The following is a 19,009-nucleotide window of genomic DNA, read 5'->3' as shown; positions in this document are numbered from 1 at the left end:
GCCGCTCAGGCTCTGGGCGGTCCCGTCAAGCCGTGCGGCGCGTGGCTGGCAATGGTCGCGACTCGATGCGGTCGCGACCATTGCGTTTGGCCGCGTACAGCGCCTCGTCGGCGCAGCCATAGAGCAGGTCCTCGTCGATCGGCCCCTCTGCGGAGCAGAGCCCGATCGAGATCGTCGCACGGTCCAGGGCGGGGTGGAGGCTTCGCCAGGCTGCGTGAGCCAGCGCCGCGCGGATCGCCAGTCCCACCCGGTGAGCCTCCGCCAACGAGGCTCCGCCGAGGACCACGCCGAACTCCTCGCCACCGATGCGGGAGACGAGCCGGCGGGGGCCGCTCGCCTGCTCGGCCACGATCGACCCGATCATCTTCAGACAGGCATCACCGACGAGATGGCCGAAGCGGTCGTTGATCGTCTTGAAATGATCGACATCGATCGCCAGCAGTGACAGCGGCCGGGCGATCCGGGCTTCGGCCGCGAGGAACGCCATGAAGGCGCGCCGGTTGGCGAGGCCCGTCAGCGCATCGGTCCCTGCGAGCTTTGCCAGTTCTGCGTTGGCGCGTTGCAGCGCGGCCTGCGCCTCGACGAGCTCGATATGCTGCCGCTTGGCGGCGGTGATGTCGGCGTGGGTGAAGAAGCCGATGCCACCGACACTGTGCCGGGCGATGACCCTCAGCCAGCGCTGTCCAGGCAACTCGATCTCGAAGGGTGCGCCGTCATAGCGGAGGCCGTTTCGGATGGCGGCACGCCAGGCACCCGCCGGTGAACCCTCGCGCCAGCACCAGGCGATGATGTCGTCGAGCGTGCGGCCGACCACCGGCCGGTCTCCGGGCAGGCCGTAGAGCTGCCTGAAAGCATCGTTGGCGGCGACGATCCGATCATCCGCGTCCAGAATGGTCGCTCCGTCGGGAATGAAGGGTAGCGCCTCGAAAACGGGCAGCACGAGTTCGGGAACCGCCTCTGCCCGATGCTCGGCATCCAAGGGCTGCCACAGCCGCACCCGCTCGCCATCGGGAGCCCGAAGCGACGAGGCGCGCAGCCGGCGACCATGGTGGATGAATTCGAAAGGCTGCGTCTGGTTTTCGTGGCGCGCGACGCCTTCGGCGATATAGCGCTCGACCTCGGGCATCTCTTCGGGAGACAGCCGGCAACGATAAAAACGAACGAGATTGTCCGCGTAGGGCTCGCCGACATAGATCTCGCCGTCATCCTCCGGGAAGAACTGCAGGAACGTGTTGTTCCAGCTGACGGCATCCAGCCGCGCGTCGTACTCGCAGGCAGCAATGCCGAGCATATCCAGGGAGGCATGCAGGTACGGCGATAGGATCATGCCCTTTCATGCCGCAAGGGCATTAACAAGCCGTGAGATTCCCCCGTGCGATTGGCTTAGGCTTCAGCCTACCTTGCCGTAGCCCGCAAATCGTGCGCTCACACGCGCCATCTCCGCCTCGTCGAGAATGATCGGCTCCAGACCCGCAGCGAGGATGTCGAGGTACTGGCCCGCCAGGTTTTCGACCTCGGCCACGATCTGGTGCGCCCCGGCGAGCGAAGCGCCGAGCGCGATGACGCCGTGATTGGCGAGCAGCACCGCCTTGCGCCCCTCCAGCGCCCGCACGGCATTCTCCGCCAGTTCCGGCGTGCCGAAGGTCGCGTACTCGGCGCAGCGGATGTCGGCACCGCCGCAGAGCGCGATCATGTAATGGAAGGCGGGGATGCCCCGGCGCGTGCAGGATAGCGCCGTGGCCCGCGGCGAATGCGTATGGACGATCGCCTGCGCCTCGGGTCGCGCCCGGTAGATCGCGGCGTGGAAGGGCCATTCCGAGGAGGGCTTGCGCGCGCCCGAGAGAACAGCGCCGTCGAGCGAGAGCTCGATCAGGTCGCCCGGCGTCGTCTGCGCATAGGGCAGGCCCGACGGCGTGATCAGGAAGCCGGCCTCTGTCCGCGCCGAGACATTGCCCGATTTCGATGGGCAGAAGCCCGCCTTGTCGATCGCCTGGGCGACGGCGACGATGCCGGCCCCGAGTTCGTTCTTGATCATGATCTCGTCCTGCTCACGCGGGGCGCCGCCCGGCCCGTTCCGGAAACAGCCGCGCCAGCCCATCCGCGCCGGCCTCGCAGACGCCCCGCTCGGTGATCAACCCGGTCACGAGCCGCGCCGGAGTGACATCGAAGGCGGGGTTGGCAGCCGTGCTGCCCGGCGCCACAACGCGGACCGAGCGCACCTCGCCATCCTCCGCCAGCCCGGAAAGATGCGTCACCTCGCGGGCCGCACGCTCCTCGATCGGGATCTCGCGCAGCCCGTCCCACAGGCTCCAGTCGATCGTCGGCGAGGGCAGCGCGACATAGAAGGGCACACCGTTGTCCCGCGCAGCCAGGGCTTTGAGATAGGTGCCGATCTTGTTGGCGACGTCGCCGCTGGCCGTCGTCCGGTCCGTGCCGACGATCACCATGTCGACTTCGCCGCGCTGCATCAGATGCCCGCCCGCATTGTCGGCGATCACCGTATGCGGCACGCCATGGCCACCGAGCTCGTAAGCCGTCAGCGCCGCGCCCTGATTGCGCGGACGCGTCTCGTCCACCCAGACATGGACGGGAATGCCGGCATCATGCGCGAGGTAGATCGGCGCCAGCGCCGTCCCCCAGTCCACCGTCGCGAGCCAGCCGGCGTTGCAATGCGTCAGGATGTTGACAGTCGCCCCGTCCGATTTTTCAGCGGCAATGGAGCGGATCACGCCGAGTCCATGCTCACCGATGGCACGGCAGAGCGCGACGTCCTCGTCGCAGAGCGCGGCGGCCTCGGCATAGGCGGCGGCGTCCCGATCCGCATCCGGCAGCGGCGCCAGCCGCGCATGCATGCGCGCCAGCGCCCAGTGCAGGTTGACCGCCGTCGGCCGCGTCGCGCCGAGCAGGGCCAGTGCCGCCTCCAGTGCCGTGTCGGAGGCATCGGCCCGCATCGCCAGCGCCACGCCATAGGCAGCCGTCGCCCCGATCAGCGGCGCGCCGCGCACGACCATGCTGCGGATCGCCTCCGCCGCCGCCTCGGGCGAGGACAGGGTCACCGTCTCGAAGCGGAAGGGCAGCCGCGTCTGGTCGATCACGCAGACACGCCAGCCATCGGGCGCGAGCCAGATCGTGCGGTAGGCCTGCCCGTTGATCTTCATGCGCGCCTCAGTGCCCGCCGAAAGCGACGAGCGTGCGAACCGGCACGCCGAGCCGGCGAATCCGATCGGCGCCGCCGAGATCGGGCAGATCGACGATGAAGCAGGCGGCGACCACCTCCGCTCCCAGCCGCGAGAGCAGGTTCACCGCGCCTTCCGCCGTCCCGCCCGTGGCGATCAGGTCGTCGACCAGCAACACGCGCTCGCCAGGCGACACCGCATCCTTGTGCACCTCGATCTCGTCGGTGCCGTATTCCAGCTCATAGGTGACACTGACCGTCTCATGCGGCAGCTTGCCCTTCTTGCGCACCGGCACGAAGCCCGCCGAAAGCTGGTGCGCGACGGCCCCGCCCAGGATGAAGCCGCGAGCCTCGATGCCGGCGATCTTGGCGATCTTCAGCCCGGCGAAGGGCTGGACCAGTTCGTCGACGGCGCGGCGGAAGGCGCGCGCGTCGCCCAGTAGCGTGGTGATGTCGCGGAAGACGATGCCCGGCTTGGGATAATCGGGAATGGCGCGGATGCTGTCGGCGAGGTTCATCGCTGTCAGGCCGCCTCGAGGACACGCCCCGCCACGGCGTCGAGCTTGGCGAGCAGGGCGGGATCACGCATTTCGGGGGCGGTGATGAGGGCGTTGTCGAGCGCGTTGTGGGAGCCCGCCGGACAGGGCACGCGCTCCCGCGGGAAATCGGCCGCCAACCGCGCCACCAGCCGCCTCGCCTTGTCGGCATTGTCGTGCAGCACCTTGACCACGGCGGCGACGTCGACCGGCCCATGCTCCTCGTGCCAGCAGTCGTAGTCGGTGACCATCGCGACCGTCGCGTAGGTGATCTCGGCCTCGCGAGCGAGCTTGGCCTCTGGCATCGCCGTCATGCCGATCAGGTCGTAGCCGAGCGTCTTGTAGGTGATCGATTCCGCGTAAGTCGAGAATTGCGGCCCTTCCATCGTCACCAGCGTGCCGCCGCGCACGAAGGGCAGCCCCTCGGCGGTCGCCGCCTCCGCGATCAGCTCCTGCAGCGCAGGCCCGACCGGATGGGCGACCGAGACATGCGCAACGCAGCCCCGCCCGAAGAAGGAGGACGCGCGGCCGCTGGTTCGGTCGACAAACTGGTCGACCAGCACGAACAGCCCCGGATAGAGCTCGGCCTTGTAGGAGCCGCAGGCCGACAGGGACACGAGGTCGGTGACACCCGCCCGCTTCATCACGTCGATATTGGCGCGGTAGTTGATCTCGGAGGGCGGGATCGCATGACCGCGCCCATGGCGGGGCAGGAACACGATCCGGGTTCGCCCCATCCGTCCGATGCGGACGACGTCGGACGGCTCGCCCCAGGGGCTCTCGATCCGCTCCTCGCGCAGATCGCTCAAGCCCGGCAGATCGTAGATTCCCGACCCGCCGATGATCCCCAGGACCGCTTCGCTCATTTCGATATTCCTATGCCGACCGGGACTGTGCCGCGCGGCCGCCGCCGCTTCAAGCCGCGCCGCCAACGAAAAAGGCCCCGTCGCCGGGGCCTTCTGCGTAAGCGGGTCGGATCAGTGGACGGGCGTGCCGTCGGGCATGCGCGACCAGACCTTCTTCTTCGTGTAGTAGAGCAGCCCGCCGAAGATCAGCAGGAACAGCATCACCTGCAGGCCGATGCGCTTGCGCGCCTCGAGGTGGGGCTCGGCCGCCCACATCAGGAAGGCCGTCACGTCCTTGGCGTATTGCTGGGCCGTCTCCGGCACCTGCGGCTGTCCGTCCGGCCCCTTGGGGAACTCGACCTGGCCGTCGTTCAGGACGTTCGGCATCGCGATCAGATGGCCGGGCATATAGGTGTTGTAATACTGGCCCGGCAGCAGCGTCACGCCTTCCGGCGGCGGGTCCTTGTAGCCCGTCAGGAGCGCGGCGATGTAATCCGGCCCCTGCTCCTGGTACTGCGTGAAGATGTCGAACACGAAGCGCGGGAAGCCGCGCTCATAGGTCCGGGCCTTGGCCAGCACCGACAGGTCCGGCGGATAGGCGCCGCCATTGGCCGCGCGCGCCGCCTGCTCGTTCGGGAAGGGCGCCGGGAAGGCGTCGGCGGCGCGGCCGGGCCGCTCGAACATTTCGCCGGCGTCGTTGGGGCCGTCCTTGATCTGGTAGGTCGCAGCCAGCGCCGTGACCTGGCCGGCCGAGAACTCCGGCCCGCCGGGCTGGGACAGGTTGCGGAACTTCAGCAGCGACGCGCTGTGGCAGTTCGCGCAGACCTCCTTGTAGACCTTGTAGCCGCGCTGCAGCTGGGCCCGGTCGAACTTGCCGAAGGGCCCCGAGAACGACCAGCTCAGCTCCGGCGGGATGACGCGTTCACCGGCCGCCTGGGCGGTCAGCGGCAGGGCGGCGAGCAGGAGACCGAAGGCGGCCGAGCGAAACGAAAGAGTGCTCATGATTCGTCTCAGCCCTTGGCGTTGGGTTCGGCGGCGACGGCGGTGCCCATGCGCGCACCCGATCCGCCCTGCAGCGTCCCGAGCACGGAATCGGCGATCGAGTTCGGCAGCGCCTTGGGCCGTTCGAACAGGCCGACGACGAACAGAGCGACGAAATAGCCGAAATACAGCACGGTGAAGATCTGCGAGGCGATGACATAGCCGCCCTCTGCCGGCATGGCACCGAGCCAGCCCAGGCCGATGCAGACCACGACGAAGGCCCAGAACAGCTGGCGCGCGATCGGCCGATAGCTCATCGACTTGACCTTCGAGCTGTCGATCCAGGGCAGGAAGGCCAGCACCACGATCGCCGCGCCCATGGCGATGACGCCGCCGAGCTTGTCGGGCACCGCACGTAGGATCGCGTAGAACGGCAGGAAGTACCATTCCGGCACGATATGGGCCGGCGTCACGGCCGGATTGGCAGGGATGTAGTTGTCGGCATGGCCCATGAAATTGGGCGTGTAGAAGACGAAATAGGCGAACACGAAGATGAAGCACACCATCGCGAACAGGTCCTTGACCGTCGCATAGGGCGTGAACGGCACCGTGTCCTTGGCGACGTTCTTCACCTCGACACCGGTCGGATTGTTCTGGCCGACATGGTGCAGCGCCCAGACATGGAGGATGACCACGCCGAAGATCATGAACGGCAGCAGATAGTGCAGCGAGAAGAAGCGGTTCAGCGTCGGGTTGTCGACCGAGAAGCCACCCCACAGGAAGGTCACGATGGTCTCGCCGACGATCGGCAGCGCCGAGAACAGGCTGGTGATGACGGTCGCACCCCAGAACGACATCTGGCCCCAGGGCAGCACATAGCCCATGAAGGCGGTGGCCATCATCAGCAGCAGGATGACGACGCCGAGAATCCAGAGCACCTCGCGCGGAGCCTTGTAGGAGCCGTAGTACAGCCCGCGGAAGATATGGATGTAGACGGCGAGGAAGAACATCGAGGCGCCGTTGGAATGCAGATAGCGCAGCAGCCAGCCATAGTTCACGTCGCGCATTATGTGCTCGACGGAGTTGAACGCCATCGTCGCATGCGGCGTGTAATGCATCACCAGGATGATGCCGGTGACGATCTGCGCCACCAGCATGAACATGAGGATGCCGCCGAAGGTCCAGAAATAGTTCAGGTTGCGCGGCACCGGATAGGACACCGCCGAATCATGCGCGAGGCGGATGATCGGCAGGCGCGCATCGAGCCAGCGCTCGAAACCTGTCTTCGGGACGTAGGAGCTGTGACCACTCATGCGGATTGCCTCGGGGCTGTCTCTTACAGGCGGGTTCGGACCGAGCGCGCGGCTCAGCCGATCCGAATCTTGGTGCCTTCGGTGAAGGCGTAGGGCGGGATCGGCAGATTGAGCGGCGCCGGCCCCCTGCGGATGCGGCCCGATGAGTCGTAGTGCGAGCCATGGCAAGGGCAGAACCAGCCGTCGAAATCGCCCTTCGGATCGCCGGGATTGTTGCCGAGGGGCACGCAGCCGAGATGGGTGCAGTTGCCGTACACGACCAGGAACTGCTCATGGCCTTCCTTGACGCGGGCCTGATCGGCCTGCGGGTCGGGCAGCGAGGCGACATTGACTGCGCGGGCCTCGTCGATCTCTTTCTTGGTGCGGTGACGCACGAAGATCAGCTTGCCGCGCCAGAACAGCTTGATCGCCTGGCCTTCCGCGATCGGAGCAAGGTCGAGATCGATCGGCGCGCCGGCCGCGACCGTCTGGGCGTCGGGCGCGAGCTGGCTCACCAGAGGCACCACCACTGCGCCGAGCCCGACGACACCGGCGGCACCGGTCGCCAGCATGAGGAAATCGCGGCGGGTGGATTCGGTCGGTTTCGTATCGGTCGCGTTCGCCACGATCCAATCCTCTACAACGTCAGTCGAGCTTTGGAAAAACTCGAAATTGCAAGCTTGCGCCGTATCTACGGGCGCGTCGTCACGGCCGCAATGCGGCGGCGCGTCACTGTCGCGCTCTTTGGCATGCAGATTGGACGAAGTCTACTGTTGCAACAGGCCTGCCCGTGCATGGCGCATGATCGCCAGACGAGCCTCAGGCCGGCAGCGTTTCCGGGTCGGCAGCGGCGAGAAACCCGCCCGACTGCCGCGCCCAGAGCCGGCCATAGAGCCCGCCCCGTGCGACCAACTCCGCATGGCTGCCGATATCGACGATGCGCCCGCGGTCGAGCACGACCAGGCGGTCGAGCGCCGCGATCGTCGACAGCCGATGCGCGATGGCGATGACGGTCTTGCCCTGCATCAGCGTGGTAAGCTGTTCCTGGATCGCGGCCTCGACCTCGGAATCCAGCGCCGAGGTCGCCTCGTCGAGGATCAGGATCGGCGCATCCTTCAGCAGCACGCGGGCGATGGCGATGCGCTGGCGCTGGCCGCCGGAGAGCTTCACGCCGCGTTCGCCGACGCGCGAATCGAAGCCGTGACGCCCGTCCTGGTCGCTCAGCCCCAGCACGAACTCATGGGCCGAGGCCTGGCGGGCCGCCTGAGCGATCTCCTCGGCCGTCGAGCCGACGCGCCCATAGGCGATGTTGTCGCCGATCGAGCGGTGCAGCAGCGAATTGTCCTGCGTGACCATGCCGATCTGCGCGCGCAGCGAATCCTGCGTGACATGGGCGATGTCCTGCCCGTCGATCAGAATGCGCCCGCCCTCGAGCGGGTAGAGCCGCAGCAGAAGGTTCACGAGCGTCGACTTGCCGGCGCCGGAGGGCCCGACCAGGCCGATCTTCTCGCCCGGCTTGATCTCGAGATCGAGCCCCTCGAACAGACCGCCGCTCTTGCCATAGTTGAAGCGGAGCTTGTCGAAACGGATGCCCCCCTGCTCGACGCGCAGCGGCACGGCGTCGGCCGCGTCGGGCAAGTCGTGCGGCTTGGCGATCGTCTCCATGCTCTCCTGAACCGAGCCGATGTTCTCGAACACGCCGCGCACGAGGTGGATCAGCCAGCTCGACATCTGGACGAGGCGCAGCACCAGGCCGATCGAGGCCGCGACTGCACCCGGCGTCATCGCGCCATGGCTCCAGAGCCAGAGGCTGAGCCAGGCGGTGACGACCACGAGCAGGCTGTTCATCGTCTGCAGGATGACGCTGACGCCGGTGATCAGCCGCGACAGGTTGAGGAAGGCGGCGTTCCAGCGCGACAGCGACTCGCGCACGGCCGAGCGCTCGGCGTCGGCGCGCGCGAACAGCTTCACCGTCAGGATATTGGTGTAAGCGTCGACGATCCGCCCGGTGGTCGACGAGCGGCCGAGCGAATTCGCCTCCGAGCGGCTCTTGGCGCGCGGCACGAAATAGATCAGCAGCACGACATAGGCCGCGAGCCACACCAAAACCGGCAGCGCCAGCCACAGCGAGGTCGCGCCGAAGAAGCCGATCGCGACCGAGGCGAAGATCAGCGCGTACCAGAGATCGTCGATGACCTCGATCGTGGCGCCGCGGATTGACTGGCCCGCCTGGATGACGCGCGAGGACAGGCGCCCGGCGAAATCGTTCTGGAAGTAGCCGAGCGCGTGGCCGAGCGTGTAGACATGGTTGCGCCAGCGGATCTGGTTGGTGATCTGTGGCACCACGACCTGATCGACGATGGCGTGGTTGGCGAAATAGACCAGCGGCCGCACCACAACCACGAGAAAGGCCGCTCCCGCCAGCAGCCAGCCATGGTCGCGGAAGATCGTCTCCGGCGACTGCGTCGCGAGAAGATCGACGAACCAGCCGACCATCAGATACATCGCCGCTTCGATGCCGCTGAAGCCGAGCCCCGTCAGCATGACGACGGCGAGCCAGCCCTTCACCCCCTTGATGTGGTGCCACATGAACGGCCAGACCCCGCGCGGCGGCGTCTCGCGTTCGTCGAAGGGGGCGAAGACGTCGATGCGGCTTTCGAGCCAGCGGAACAGCGGGGTGAACATGTCCGCCCTCCTCTGGACCGGCATGACGACGAAATCGGGGCAAGGCCCGGGGCGGGTCCGACCCGGGCAGGCCGCGGATATGGCGTGCAGGCGCGACAATTGCCAGCCGTGCCGACGCATGCCCGCCGCGTGCGCCGTCCTTGACGCACCGGTCGCCGTCACCCCATGACAGCAGCACGATGACGGCGACGGACGAAGCAGGATCTCCGAGGGGCCGGGCGCCGCTGCGCCTGGCGCTCTACCAGCCCGACATTCCCCAGAACACCGGCACGATGATCCGCATGGCCGCCTGCCTTGGGGTCGCCGTCGACATCGTCGAGCCCGCCGCCTTCGACGTCTCCGACCGCCATTTCCGCCGCTCCGGCATGGATTACATCGAGCGTGCGGCCGTCACCCGCCACATCTCCTTTGCCGCCTTCGACCGCTGGCGCCGCGAGGCGGGACACCGCCTGATCCTGGCCGAGACCGACGGTCGCACCCGCCATCTCGACCTCGCCTTCTCGCCCGGCGACATCGTCATGCTCGGCCGGGAATCGGCCGGCGTGGCGCCTGAGGTCTATGCGGCCGCCGATGCGACGGTGCATGTGCCCATGCAGACGGGGCTGCGTTCCCTCAACGTCGCGATTGCAGCCGCCCTGGTTCTGGGCGAAGCCTTGCGGCAGATCGGCGGCTTCCCGGCCCCGGTGCTGGCCGAAGACCACGAGCAAAAAGACCAGTCAGGGTGAGGAGACGGGGATGACCGACCACAAGGCCGCCGCCGCGGCGCCGAGCGACCCCGTCGCGCTGGAAAAGGCCGAGGCGATGAAGCCCCGCGCGAAGGCCTGGTTCGAGACGCTGCGGGACCGCATCTGCGCCGCCTTCGAGGCGGTCGAGGCCGATGCGACCGGCCCCTTCCCTCCCGAGACGCAGGCACCCGGCCGCTTCGTCCGCACGCCCTGGCAGCGCAACAACCATGACGGCGCACCGGGCGGCGGTGGCGTCATGTCGATGATGAGCGGGCGCGTCTTCGAAAAGGTCGGTGTCCATGTCTCGACCGTCTACGGCACCTTCCAGCCCGAATTCGCCGGCCAGATCCCCGGCGCGGCCGAGGATCCGCGCTTCCACGCCACCGGCATCTCCCTGATCGCCCATCCCTGGAACCCGCACGCGCCGACCGTGCACATGAACACGCGCTTCGTCGTCACCACCAAGCCCTGGTTCGGCGGCGGCGCCGACCTCACCCCCGTCCTGGTCGCCCGCCGCAACCAGGACGATCCCGATGCCATCGCCTTCCATGCCGCGATGCGCGAGCCCTGCGAGCGCCACGCACCGATCGCCGACTACCCCCGCTTCAAGGCCTGGTGCGACGAGTATTTCCACCTGAAGCACCGCGACGAGCCCCGCGGCATCGGCGGCATCTTCTACGATTATGTCTGGTCGGGCGATCCCGAGGGCGACCTCTCCTTCACCCAGGCCGTGGGCGAGGCTTTCCTCGCCGCCTATCCGCCGATCCTGCGGGCGAACATAAGCAAGCCCTGGAGTGCGGCGCAGCGCGAGGAGCAGCAGATCCGCCGCGGGCGCTATGTCGAGTTCAACCTGCTGTACGACCGTGGCACGATCTTCGGCCTGCGCACCGGCGGCAACGTCGATTCGATCCTGTCCTCGATGCCGCCGACGGTGCGCTGGCCCTGAGCAGGCGGCTGCTTCAATCGGCCGCTCGACCCGGGGCGATCGATCGAAGGGCCTCATCCAGATACCGCCATTGCGCGGTTGTATCGGGAGGAGCGCCCCCCTCGATCCAGCCGTGCCGCGCCGCCGCCAGCACCTGCCCGACCCGGGGCCCGGCCGGGACGCCGCGTGCGATCACGTCACGCCCGGTGGGCTGGAAGGACGGCGTGCCCGCCAGCTCGGCGATCATCGCCTGAGCCCGCCCGGCGGCCTCCGCGCCACGCCCCGCCAGCAGCACGAGAGCGGCGGCCACCGCGTCCTGGCCGATCCGGTGGGCGAGATGGCGCAGTTGCGCGAGGCGCGCGGGCGAACGGCGCCCCGACAGACCTTCCAGCGCCAGCGCAATGCGCTCGATCCGGTCGAACTCGTCATTGGAGAGGCGCAGCTCCTCGCGCAGCCGCAGCGCATCCTCGCGCACGCCGACCGCGAGCGCCGCCAACCGGAAAGCGGGAAACACGCCCTCGCCTCCGCCCTCCGCCACGGCCTCGAAGCGCGTCAGATGCGGCACGCGCCCGATCATCGGCATCAGCAGACCGGCTTCGGCCATCGAGCGCAGAGCCGGCGCAGCGCCGGGCGCCACAAGGAGCTTCATGAGCTCGGCGCGCACGCGCTCTCGCGACAAGCCCGCCAGCCCGACCCGCCCCGCGATACAGGCGCGCACGCCCTCGGCATCCGGCGCACCGGTGCCGTAGCGGGCGTGGAAGCGAAAAAACCGCAGGATCCGGAGATAATCCTCGCGGATGCGCGTCGCCGCGTCGCCGATGAAGCGGATGCGCCGCGCAGCGAGATCGGCAAGCCCGCCGCAGGGATCATGGACGGCGCCCGCCCGGTCGAGCGACAGCGCATTGACCGTGAAGTCGCGCCGCCATGCATCGGCGACGAAATCACGCCCGAAGCGGACCGTCGCGCGTCGGCCGTCGGTCTCGACATCCTCGCGCAGCGTCGTCACCTCGCAGGCGACCCCGTCGGCGACGAGGGTCACCGTGCCGTGTTCGATCCCCGTCGGCACGGCCTTGAACCCGGCCAGCCGACCGCGCCGCATCGTGTCATCCGGCAGCGCGGTCGTCGCCAGATCGACATCGCCGATCGGTTCGCCGAGCAGGGCGTCGCGTACCGCGCCCCCGACGATGCGGGTTTCCTCGCCCTCGCCGTTGAGCGCCTCCAGCAACCGGGAGAGCGATGGCCGTTCCAGCAGGGCGGCGATCCGCTCCTCGGGAGATGTCACTTGAAACGGCCGGGCACCAATCGCCCGTTCTCCATATGCGGCGGCTCATAGGCACCCGTCGCCCGCGGCGCGGTCCAGCCGCCATAGGCGACGAGCGCGATGGCCAGCGTCAGCCCGACGATCGACAGCCAGAAGAGATGCCGGCTCCAGTGCTCGACATCGAGCGGGTTGCGCCGTTTGACGATGAGATAGCCCGCGAAGATGCAGAAGGGCAGGACGAAGAGAAGCACCTCTTCGATGATCGAGCGCAGCATGGCCTTGATCGTCCAGTCCGGTTCAGCCGGCGAGCCGCTCGTAGAGATTGCGGATCATTCCGGCGGTGGCGCCCCAGATATAGCGATCCCCGAACGGCATCGCATAGTAGGTGCGGTAGAGCCCCTGCCATTCACGCCCCTCGCGCCGGTGATTGGCCGGGTCGAGCAGGAAGGAGAGCGGCGTTTCGAAAACCTCGTCCACCTCATGGGCGTTCAGCGTGAGGGTGAAGGGCGGCTCGAGCAGGCCGACCACCGGCACGATGCGGTAGCCGGTTCCCGTCAGATAGGCATCGAGGAAGCCGAGCGTGCGGACGCGCTCGCGCGGCAGGCCGATCTCCTCCTCCGCTTCGCGCAGCGCCGTAACGACCGGAGAGCCGTCGACGGCATCGACACGCCCGCCGGGAAAGGCGACCTGCGACGAATGGCTGCGCAGCGTCGCCGCCCGCTGCGTCAGGATGACCGTCGGCCCCTCGGGTCGCGGCACCACCCCGATCAGCACGGCGGCGGGAACAGCCGCCGTCTCGTCCGGCGGTGCAATCGGCTGGGGCTGGTGATCGTGGTCGCCGCGCGGGCGGGCGATGAGATCGCCCAGAGCCGGCGGCTCGGCCCGCAGCCGCTGCATCGCCAGGGCGGCGAATTCCTCGGTGGTCAGGTCCAGAGCCCGCATCACGCAGCGTCGATCTCGCTCGCCGGCACCGCCGGGTAGAAGGTGCCGGCGACGGCGACGCCAAAATGCGGCACCCCGCCAGCCTCGCGAACCTCCCCCAGCGCCAGCAGATCATAGGTCAGCGCCCGGGTGAGCCGGGCCCAGAGGTTGCGGCGCACATGGACGTAAGGCTTCAGCCCGTCTCCCGCCGCCTCCCGCTCGAAGCGAATCGGATGCTCTGGCCCGACCTCGACGAGATCGTCGACTTGGGTCCGAAAGCCGATCACGCGGGCCTCGCCCTCACCCTCCACCGCCATCTCGACGGCCTGGAAGGGCGCGTCGTCGACCGTGATGCCGAGCTTCTCGACCGGGGTCACGAGAACGTAACCATCGCCGTCGCGGCGCAGGACGGAGGAGAAAAGCTTCACCAGGGCCGGCCGGCCGATCGGCGTGCCCAGATAGAACCAAGTGCCGTCGGCGGCGATCCTCATGTCGATATCGCCGCAGAAATCGGGATTCCAGCGCTCGACCGGCGGCAAGCCGCGGGTCTCCCCGCCTCTCAACGCGGCCAGCAGCCGCTCCATCGCGCCGCCTTCGCCGCTCATCGAAAGGTCCGCCTGCGCTGCATGCGGCATAGTGGTTGCATCATCGCCTCTGCCTTGAACTCCACATAATCGTGAAGCCGTGTTCTGTGCACCGCGTCATTCCGCCCTTGAGCCGGCATGGCGCCCCGTCCACAGTTAACGGCTCAGGGCGTGGCAAGTTGCGCGGCGCCGGAAGGCGCGGACCCCGAGGGTGAAGGAGATCGTAATGGTGGCGCAAGTCCGGGCAGTGGACACCAACCCGCCGGTCAGCCTCGATACCGGCATCGTCGAGGCGGCGGAAGCGGCGCTGGGCGCCATCGGCGCCGCCCGCGCCGAGATCGGCCGCGTCATCTTCGGCCAGCAGAAGGTCGTCGATCTCTCGCTGATCACCCTGCTCGCGGGCGGCCACGGCCTGCTCGTCGGCGTGCCCGGCCTCGCCAAGACCAAGCTCGTCGAGGCGATGGGCACCGTGCTCGGCATGAGCGCGCGTCGCGTCCAGTTCACGCCCGACCTGATGCCCTCGGACATCCTGGGCTCCGAGGTTCTCGACGAGAGCGCCGACGGCAAGCGCCATTTCCGCTTCATCAAGGGGCCCGTCTTCGCCCAGCTCCTGATGGCCGACGAGATCAACCGTGCCTCCCCACGCACCCAGTCGGCGCTGCTGCAGGCGATGCAGGAGCACCACGTCACCGTCGGCGGCGAGCGCTACGACCTGCCCGCCCCGTTCCATGTGCTGGCGACGCAGAACCCGATCGAGCAGGAGGGCACCTATCCCCTGCCCGAGGCGCAGCTCGACCGCTTCCTGCTCGAGATCGACGTCGCCTATCCCGACCGCGAGGCCGAGCGCCGCATCCTGATGGAGACCACCGGCGCCTCCGAGCACAAGCCGGCCCAGGCGATGACGGCCGAAACCCTGATGTCGACGCAGCGGCTGGTGCGCCGCCTGCCCGTCGGCGAGGCGGTCGTCGACGCGATCCTCGATCTCGTTCGCTCCGCCCGCCCCGGCGAGGGCAGCGATGCCACCATCACCGACAAGCTGGCCTGGGGGCCGGGACCGCGCGCCAGCCAGTCGCTGACGCTGGCCTGCCGCGCCCGTGCGCTGGTCGAAGGCCGTCTCGCGCCCTCCGTCGACGATGTCGTGGCGCTGGCCGTCCCCGTGCTCAAGCACCGCGTCGCGCTGACCTTCGCCGCCCGCGCCGACGGCGAGACGGTCGAGGGCATCATCGGCAAGCTCGTCGAGCGACTGGGATAGGGGGCGAACACGGATGCTGCGCACGCGCGTTCTCGGATCGGCCGAACGCCAGCCCGCCAGGCCGGTCGTCACCGCCTCGCTCGATCTGGCGGCGCGCCTGCCCCGGCTGATACTCGAGGCGCGGCGCGTCTCCGCCAGCCTGCACGGCATCCATGGGCGCCGCCGGGCGGGCCCGGGCGAGACCTTCTGGCAGTACCGCCCGCTCGTCACCGGCGAATCCTCGTCGCGCATCGACTGGCGCCGCTCGGCCCGCGACGGCCATCTCTTCGTCCGCGAACGCGAATGGGAGGCCTCCCACGCGATCTGGCTCTGGATCGACCGCTCCGCCTCGATGGGCTTCGCATCGAGCCTCGCTCTGGCCTCGAAGGTCGATCGCGCCCTGATCGCGGGCTTCGCCCTCGCCGAGACCCTGGTCGATGGCGGCGAGCGTGTCGGCCATCTCGGGCTGACGCGGGCGCTCGCCTCGCGCCGTATCGTCGAGACGCTGGCCCAGGCGATCCTGGCCGATGCCAAGGGGGGCGATCTCGACCTGCCGCCCGACGGGCCGCTGCCGCGCCTGGCCGATGCGATCATCATCACGGACGGTCTCTCGCCGGCCGATTCGCTCGCCCGCCGCATCGCCACCCTCGCCTCCTCCGGCGCCCGCGGCCATGTCCTGCTGATCGCAGACCCGATCGAGGAAACCTTCCCCTTCACCGGCCAGGCCGAGCTTTTCGATCTCGAGGATGGGCTTTCGCTGCGCGTCGGCGATGCCGGCTCCTGGGGCGCCGAATACCGTCAGCGGCTGGAAGCCCATCGCGATGCGATCCGGGAGGCCTGCCGAAAGGCGGGCTGGACGCTGACGCTCCACCGCACCGACCGGCCGGCGAGCGAAGGCGTGCTGCGGGTCGCGAGCCTCGTGGCGGCGTCGCGCGGAAGCGGGAGATAGCCGGTGCTGAACGCGCTCCCGCTCGCCTTCTCCGCCCCGCTCGCGCTGGCCGCGCTCGCGCTGCTGCCCGCGCTCTGGCTGATCCTGCGGGTCACGCCGCCGCGGCCGCGCCGGATCGACTTTCCGCCGCTCAAGATCATGGCCGACCTCGTCGCCAAGCGCGAAATGCCGGCCCATACGCCCTGGTGGCTCCTGGCGCTGCGCATGCTGGTCGCGGCGCTGGCGATCCTCGCCGTGGCCGGCCCTGTCTGGAACCCGCCCCGCGAGGCCGGTCCGCTGCGAGGCCCGATGCTGCTGCTGATCGACAATGGCTTCGGCGCCGCGACCGACTGGCCGGAGCGCCTGCTGGTCGCCGAATCGCGCGTCGCCGCCGCCGCCCGCGAAGGCCGCCCGGTCGCCCTCGTCGGTCTGGCGGAAAATCCGGCCGAAATCGCGCTGTCGGAGCCGCGCGCCGCGCTCGACCGTCTGCGCGCCTTCGCCCTGCAGCCGCATGCGCCCGACCGCGGCGCTCACCTGCCGCGCATCGAGAACTTCCTGCGCAACTCGCCGGATGCCGAAATCGTCTGGGTGGCGGATGGGCTTTCGGTCTCCGACGACGGTGCCTTTCTCGCCAGGCTGAGGCAGGAGGCCAGCTCGGGGCGCCTCTCGATCCATGCCGCACCGGTCGACCAGCTCGCCTTGGCCGCGCCGGAAAACCTGGCCGGCGCGCTCGCGGTCAAGGTGCTCCGGCCGACCGGCAGCGCCGCCTCCAGCGGTCTCGTCCGTGCGCTCGATCTCAAGGGCCTGCCGCTCGGCGACGCACCTTTCATCTTTAGCGGCTCGGACCTGCAGACCACGGCCCGCCTCACATTGCCGATCGAGGTGCGCAACGCCGTCTCGCGGCTCGAAATCGTCGGCGAGCGCAGCGCCGGCGCCGTCGCCCTGCTCGACGACCGCTCCAAGCGCCGCCGCGTCGGCATCGTCTCGGGTGCGACCACCGACACGGCGCAGCCGCTGCTCTCGCCGACCTATTACGTCTCGCGCGCCCTCCAGCCCTTCGCCGAGATTCGCGAACCGCGGCCGGGTTCGACCGACCCCGTCGGCGAACTCCTGGCGCAGAACCTCTCGGTGCTGGTGCTGGCCGATATCGGCGCGCTCGATCCCGACACGGCCGGCAAGATCAACGCTTTCATCCAGCGCGGCGGCGTGCTGCTGCGCTTCGCCGGGGCGCGCCTCGCCGCGGCCTCCGACGAACTGACGCCGGTGCGCCTGCGCCGCGGCGGCCGCACGCTGGGTGGGGGCCTCTCCTGGGAGACGCCGCGCAAGCTCGCCGCCTTCACCCGCGAGAGCCCCTTCTTTGGCGTGCCGATCAGTGACGATGTCCGCGTCAGCCGCCAGATCCTGGCCGAGCCGGAAGCCGACCTCTCGCGCAAGACCTGGGCGGCGCTGGAGGACGGCACGCCCGTCGTGACCGGCGAGCGTCGCGGCGACGGCATGATCGCGATGATGCATGTCACGGCAGACACGACCTGGTCGAACCTGCCGCTGTCGGGCCTCTTCGTCGAAATGCTCCGGAAGATCGTCGGCCTCGCCGGCACCGGCCCGGCCGAGCCCCAGGGAGAGGATGCCCGCGTGGAGACGCTTTCGCCGACCCGCGTGCTCGACGGCACCGGCAGCTTCCGCAGCCCGCCCGCCACGGCCCAGCCGGTGGCGCGCAGCTTCACCGGCCGCGCCACGCTCGCCCATCCGCCCGGCATCTATGGCCCCGCGGACGGCTCGCTCGCGGTCAACACGCTGAACCCGACGGATACGCTGCGCGCCATCGACCTTGCCGCGCTGGGAGCGCCGATTCTGCCGGTGGACAAGCCCGTCGCGCTCGATATCCGCCCGCAACTTCTGGTGCTGGCGCTGCTGCTGCTGGTCGCCGACACGCTGGCGACGCTGTGGCTCGGTGGCCGCCTGAATCTCGCCCGCAAGGCCCGCCGCGCGGCGCCGGCTGCGATCCTGCTTGCGCTGGCGCTCGGGGGGCTTTCGCTGATGCCGGAGCGGGCGGACGCCCAGTCGCAAGCGCCCTCGGTGCCCACCGCGGCGCTCGACCCACGCCCGCCGATCCCGCGCGAACTCTTTGCCGCCGGGGCGGTGACGCGCCTCGCCTATGTCGTCACCGGCGATCGCGCGGTCGACGAGATGTCGAAGGCCGGGCTCGCCGGGCTCAACGTCGTCCTCGGTGCGCGCACCGCTCTCGAACCGGGCGAGGCCGTCGGCGTCAATGCCGATCGCGACGAACTCGCTTTCTTCCCGGTCCTGTACTGGCCGATCGTCTCCGGGCGGCCGATCCCCTCCTCCGAGACGTTGCGCAAACTCGAGGCCTATATGAAGGGCGGCGGGCTTGTGATCTTCGACACCCGCGACGCGATGAGCGCGCGCCCCGGCGGCGGCACGACGCCCGAGGGCGACCAGCTCCGGCGCATGCTGCAGACCCTCGACATTCCCGAGCTCGAGCCGATCCCGCGCGACCACGTCCTGACCAAGACCTTCTACATCCTGGACGGCTTCGTCGGGCGCTATGACAGCGGCACGACCTGGGTCGAGATCCTGCCGCCCGCCGGCGCCGACGGTCGGCGCCCGGCCCGGGCCGGCGACAATGTCTCGCCCATCGTCATCACCTCGAACGATCTCGCCTCGGCCTGGGCCGTCAACCGCCGCGGCGAACCGCTCGTGCCGCTCTCCGGTTCCGATCCGCGGCAGCGCGAAATGGCGCTGCGGGCCGGCGTCAACCTCGTGATGTACGCCCTCACCGGCAACTACAAGGCCGACCAGGTCCATGTCCCGGCCCTGCTCGAAAGGCTGGGCCAGTGAAGTGGGCTGCAACTCCCACAGCCCTCATCCTGAGGAGCCGCGTCAGCGGCGTCTCGAAGGA

The 19,009-nt window shown here is 69.1% G+C and carries 18 protein-coding genes; 5 read left to right on the top strand and 13 right to left on the bottom strand.

Going from position 1 to position 19,009, the window contains the following annotated elements:
• Positions 1-25 precede the first annotated feature (25 nt).
• The 9 genes from Q8M82_RS22920 to Q8M82_RS22880 form a co-directional block, all read right to left on the bottom strand.
• A complete protein-coding gene (locus tag Q8M82_RS22920) occupies positions 26-1,327 on the bottom strand; it encodes a sensor domain-containing diguanylate cyclase (protein WP_305693600.1) in 1,302 nt (433 codons plus the stop codon).
• Between the two features lie 63 nt (positions 1,328-1,390).
• The gene (locus tag Q8M82_RS22915; protein WP_305693599.1) at positions 1,391-2,035 is read right to left on the bottom strand and encodes a class II aldolase/adducin family protein; all 645 of its coding nucleotides are present in this window, start codon (positions 2,033-2,035) and stop codon (positions 1,391-1,393) included.
• Positions 2,036-2,048: 13 nt separating this feature from the next.
• A complete protein-coding gene (gene mtnA, locus Q8M82_RS22910; protein ID WP_305693598.1) occupies positions 2,049-3,158 on the bottom strand; it encodes an S-methyl-5-thioribose-1-phosphate isomerase in 1,110 nt (369 codons plus the stop codon).
• Positions 3,159-3,165: 7 nt separating this feature from the next.
• Positions 3,166-3,693 carry an adenine phosphoribosyltransferase gene (locus tag Q8M82_RS22905; RefSeq protein WP_305693597.1) on the bottom strand — a complete coding sequence of 176 codons (528 nt, stop codon included), beginning with the start codon at positions 3,691-3,693 and terminating at the stop codon, positions 3,166-3,168.
• Between the two features lie 5 nt (positions 3,694-3,698).
• Positions 3,699-4,577 (bottom strand): S-methyl-5'-thioadenosine phosphorylase, encoded by an 879-nt coding sequence (locus tag Q8M82_RS22900; RefSeq protein WP_305693596.1) that lies wholly within the window; start codon positions 4,575-4,577, stop codon positions 3,699-3,701.
• Between the two features lie 111 nt (positions 4,578-4,688).
• Positions 4,689-5,558, bottom strand: a complete 870-nt coding sequence (locus Q8M82_RS22895) for a cytochrome c1 (protein ID WP_305693595.1) — start codon at positions 5,556-5,558, stop codon at positions 4,689-4,691.
• Between the two features lie 8 nt (positions 5,559-5,566).
• On the bottom strand, positions 5,567-6,850 hold the full coding sequence (locus Q8M82_RS22890) for a cytochrome b (RefSeq protein WP_305693594.1): 1,284 nt from the start codon (positions 6,848-6,850) through the stop codon (positions 5,567-5,569).
• Between the two features lie 53 nt (positions 6,851-6,903).
• Positions 6,904-7,455 carry a ubiquinol-cytochrome c reductase iron-sulfur subunit gene (petA, locus tag Q8M82_RS22885; protein WP_305693593.1) on the bottom strand — a complete coding sequence of 184 codons (552 nt, stop codon included), beginning with the start codon at positions 7,453-7,455 and terminating at the stop codon, positions 6,904-6,906.
• A 193-nt stretch (positions 7,456-7,648) separates the two neighbouring features.
• Positions 7,649-9,514: an ABC transporter ATP-binding protein gene (locus Q8M82_RS22880; RefSeq protein WP_305693592.1), complete on the bottom strand. Its 1,866-nt coding sequence runs from the start codon at positions 9,512-9,514 to the stop codon at positions 7,649-7,651.
• A gap of 179 nt (positions 9,515-9,693) precedes the next feature.
• On the opposite strand from Q8M82_RS22880, the gene Q8M82_RS22875 reads away from it, so the two are divergent.
• Both Q8M82_RS22875 and hemF read left to right on the top strand, forming a co-directional pair.
• Positions 9,694-10,239, top strand: a complete 546-nt coding sequence (locus Q8M82_RS22875; protein ID WP_305693591.1) for a tRNA (cytidine(34)-2'-O)-methyltransferase — start codon at positions 9,694-9,696, stop codon at positions 10,237-10,239.
• A 10-nt stretch (positions 10,240-10,249) separates the two neighbouring features.
• The gene (hemF, locus tag Q8M82_RS22870) at positions 10,250-11,185 is read left to right on the top strand and encodes an oxygen-dependent coproporphyrinogen oxidase (protein ID WP_371126445.1); all 936 of its coding nucleotides are present in this window, start codon (positions 10,250-10,252) and stop codon (positions 11,183-11,185) included.
• 13 nt (positions 11,186-11,198) lie between these two features.
• On the opposite strand, the gene Q8M82_RS22865 is transcribed toward hemF, so the two are convergent.
• From Q8M82_RS22865 to Q8M82_RS22850, 4 genes are read right to left on the bottom strand one after another with little or no spacing between them, the layout of a single operon-like run.
• On the bottom strand, positions 11,199-12,446 hold the full coding sequence (locus Q8M82_RS22865) for a CCA tRNA nucleotidyltransferase (RefSeq protein ID WP_305693590.1): 1,248 nt from the start codon (positions 12,444-12,446) through the stop codon (positions 11,199-11,201).
• Positions 12,443-12,700, bottom strand: coding sequence for a DUF6111 family protein (locus tag Q8M82_RS22860; RefSeq protein ID WP_305693589.1), 258 nt, complete (start codon positions 12,698-12,700; stop codon positions 12,443-12,445). The genes Q8M82_RS22865 and Q8M82_RS22860 overlap by 4 nt, the downstream gene beginning before the upstream one ends.
• Positions 12,701-12,722: 22 nt before the next feature.
• A complete protein-coding gene (locus Q8M82_RS22855; RefSeq protein WP_305693616.1) occupies positions 12,723-13,367 on the bottom strand; it encodes a CoA pyrophosphatase in 645 nt (214 codons plus the stop codon).
• A complete protein-coding gene (locus Q8M82_RS22850; RefSeq protein ID WP_465248090.1) occupies positions 13,367-13,981 on the bottom strand; it encodes a DUF1285 domain-containing protein in 615 nt (204 codons plus the stop codon). Before Q8M82_RS22850 ends, Q8M82_RS22855 begins: the two co-directional genes overlap by 1 nt.
• Before the next feature lie 175 nt (positions 13,982-14,156).
• Here Q8M82_RS22850 and Q8M82_RS22845 point away from each other — a divergent pair, with 175 nt between their 5' ends.
• The 3 genes from Q8M82_RS22845 to Q8M82_RS22835 are packed head-to-tail and all read left to right on the top strand — an operon-like array spanning position 14,157 to position 18,948.
• The gene (locus Q8M82_RS22845) at positions 14,157-15,182 is read left to right on the top strand and encodes an AAA family ATPase (protein ID WP_305693615.1); all 1,026 of its coding nucleotides are present in this window, start codon (positions 14,157-14,159) and stop codon (positions 15,180-15,182) included.
• Positions 15,183-15,195: 13 nt separating this feature from the next.
• Positions 15,196-16,110, top strand: coding sequence for a DUF58 domain-containing protein (locus Q8M82_RS22840; RefSeq protein ID WP_305693587.1), 915 nt, complete (start codon positions 15,196-15,198; stop codon positions 16,108-16,110).
• A 6-nt stretch (positions 16,111-16,116) separates the two neighbouring features.
• Positions 16,117-18,948: a DUF4159 domain-containing protein gene (locus tag Q8M82_RS22835; protein ID WP_305693614.1), complete on the top strand. Its 2,832-nt coding sequence runs from the start codon at positions 16,117-16,119 to the stop codon at positions 18,946-18,948.
• The last annotated feature ends 61 nt before the right edge of the window (positions 18,949-19,009 follow it).

The organism is Allobosea sp. (assembly GCF_030694325.1).
In the GTDB taxonomy this organism is placed as follows: domain Bacteria; phylum Pseudomonadota; class Alphaproteobacteria; order Rhizobiales; family Beijerinckiaceae; genus Allobosea.
Note: the sequence above shows the minus strand (reverse complement) of the source record. Positions and strands in the feature narration are given on the sequence as shown.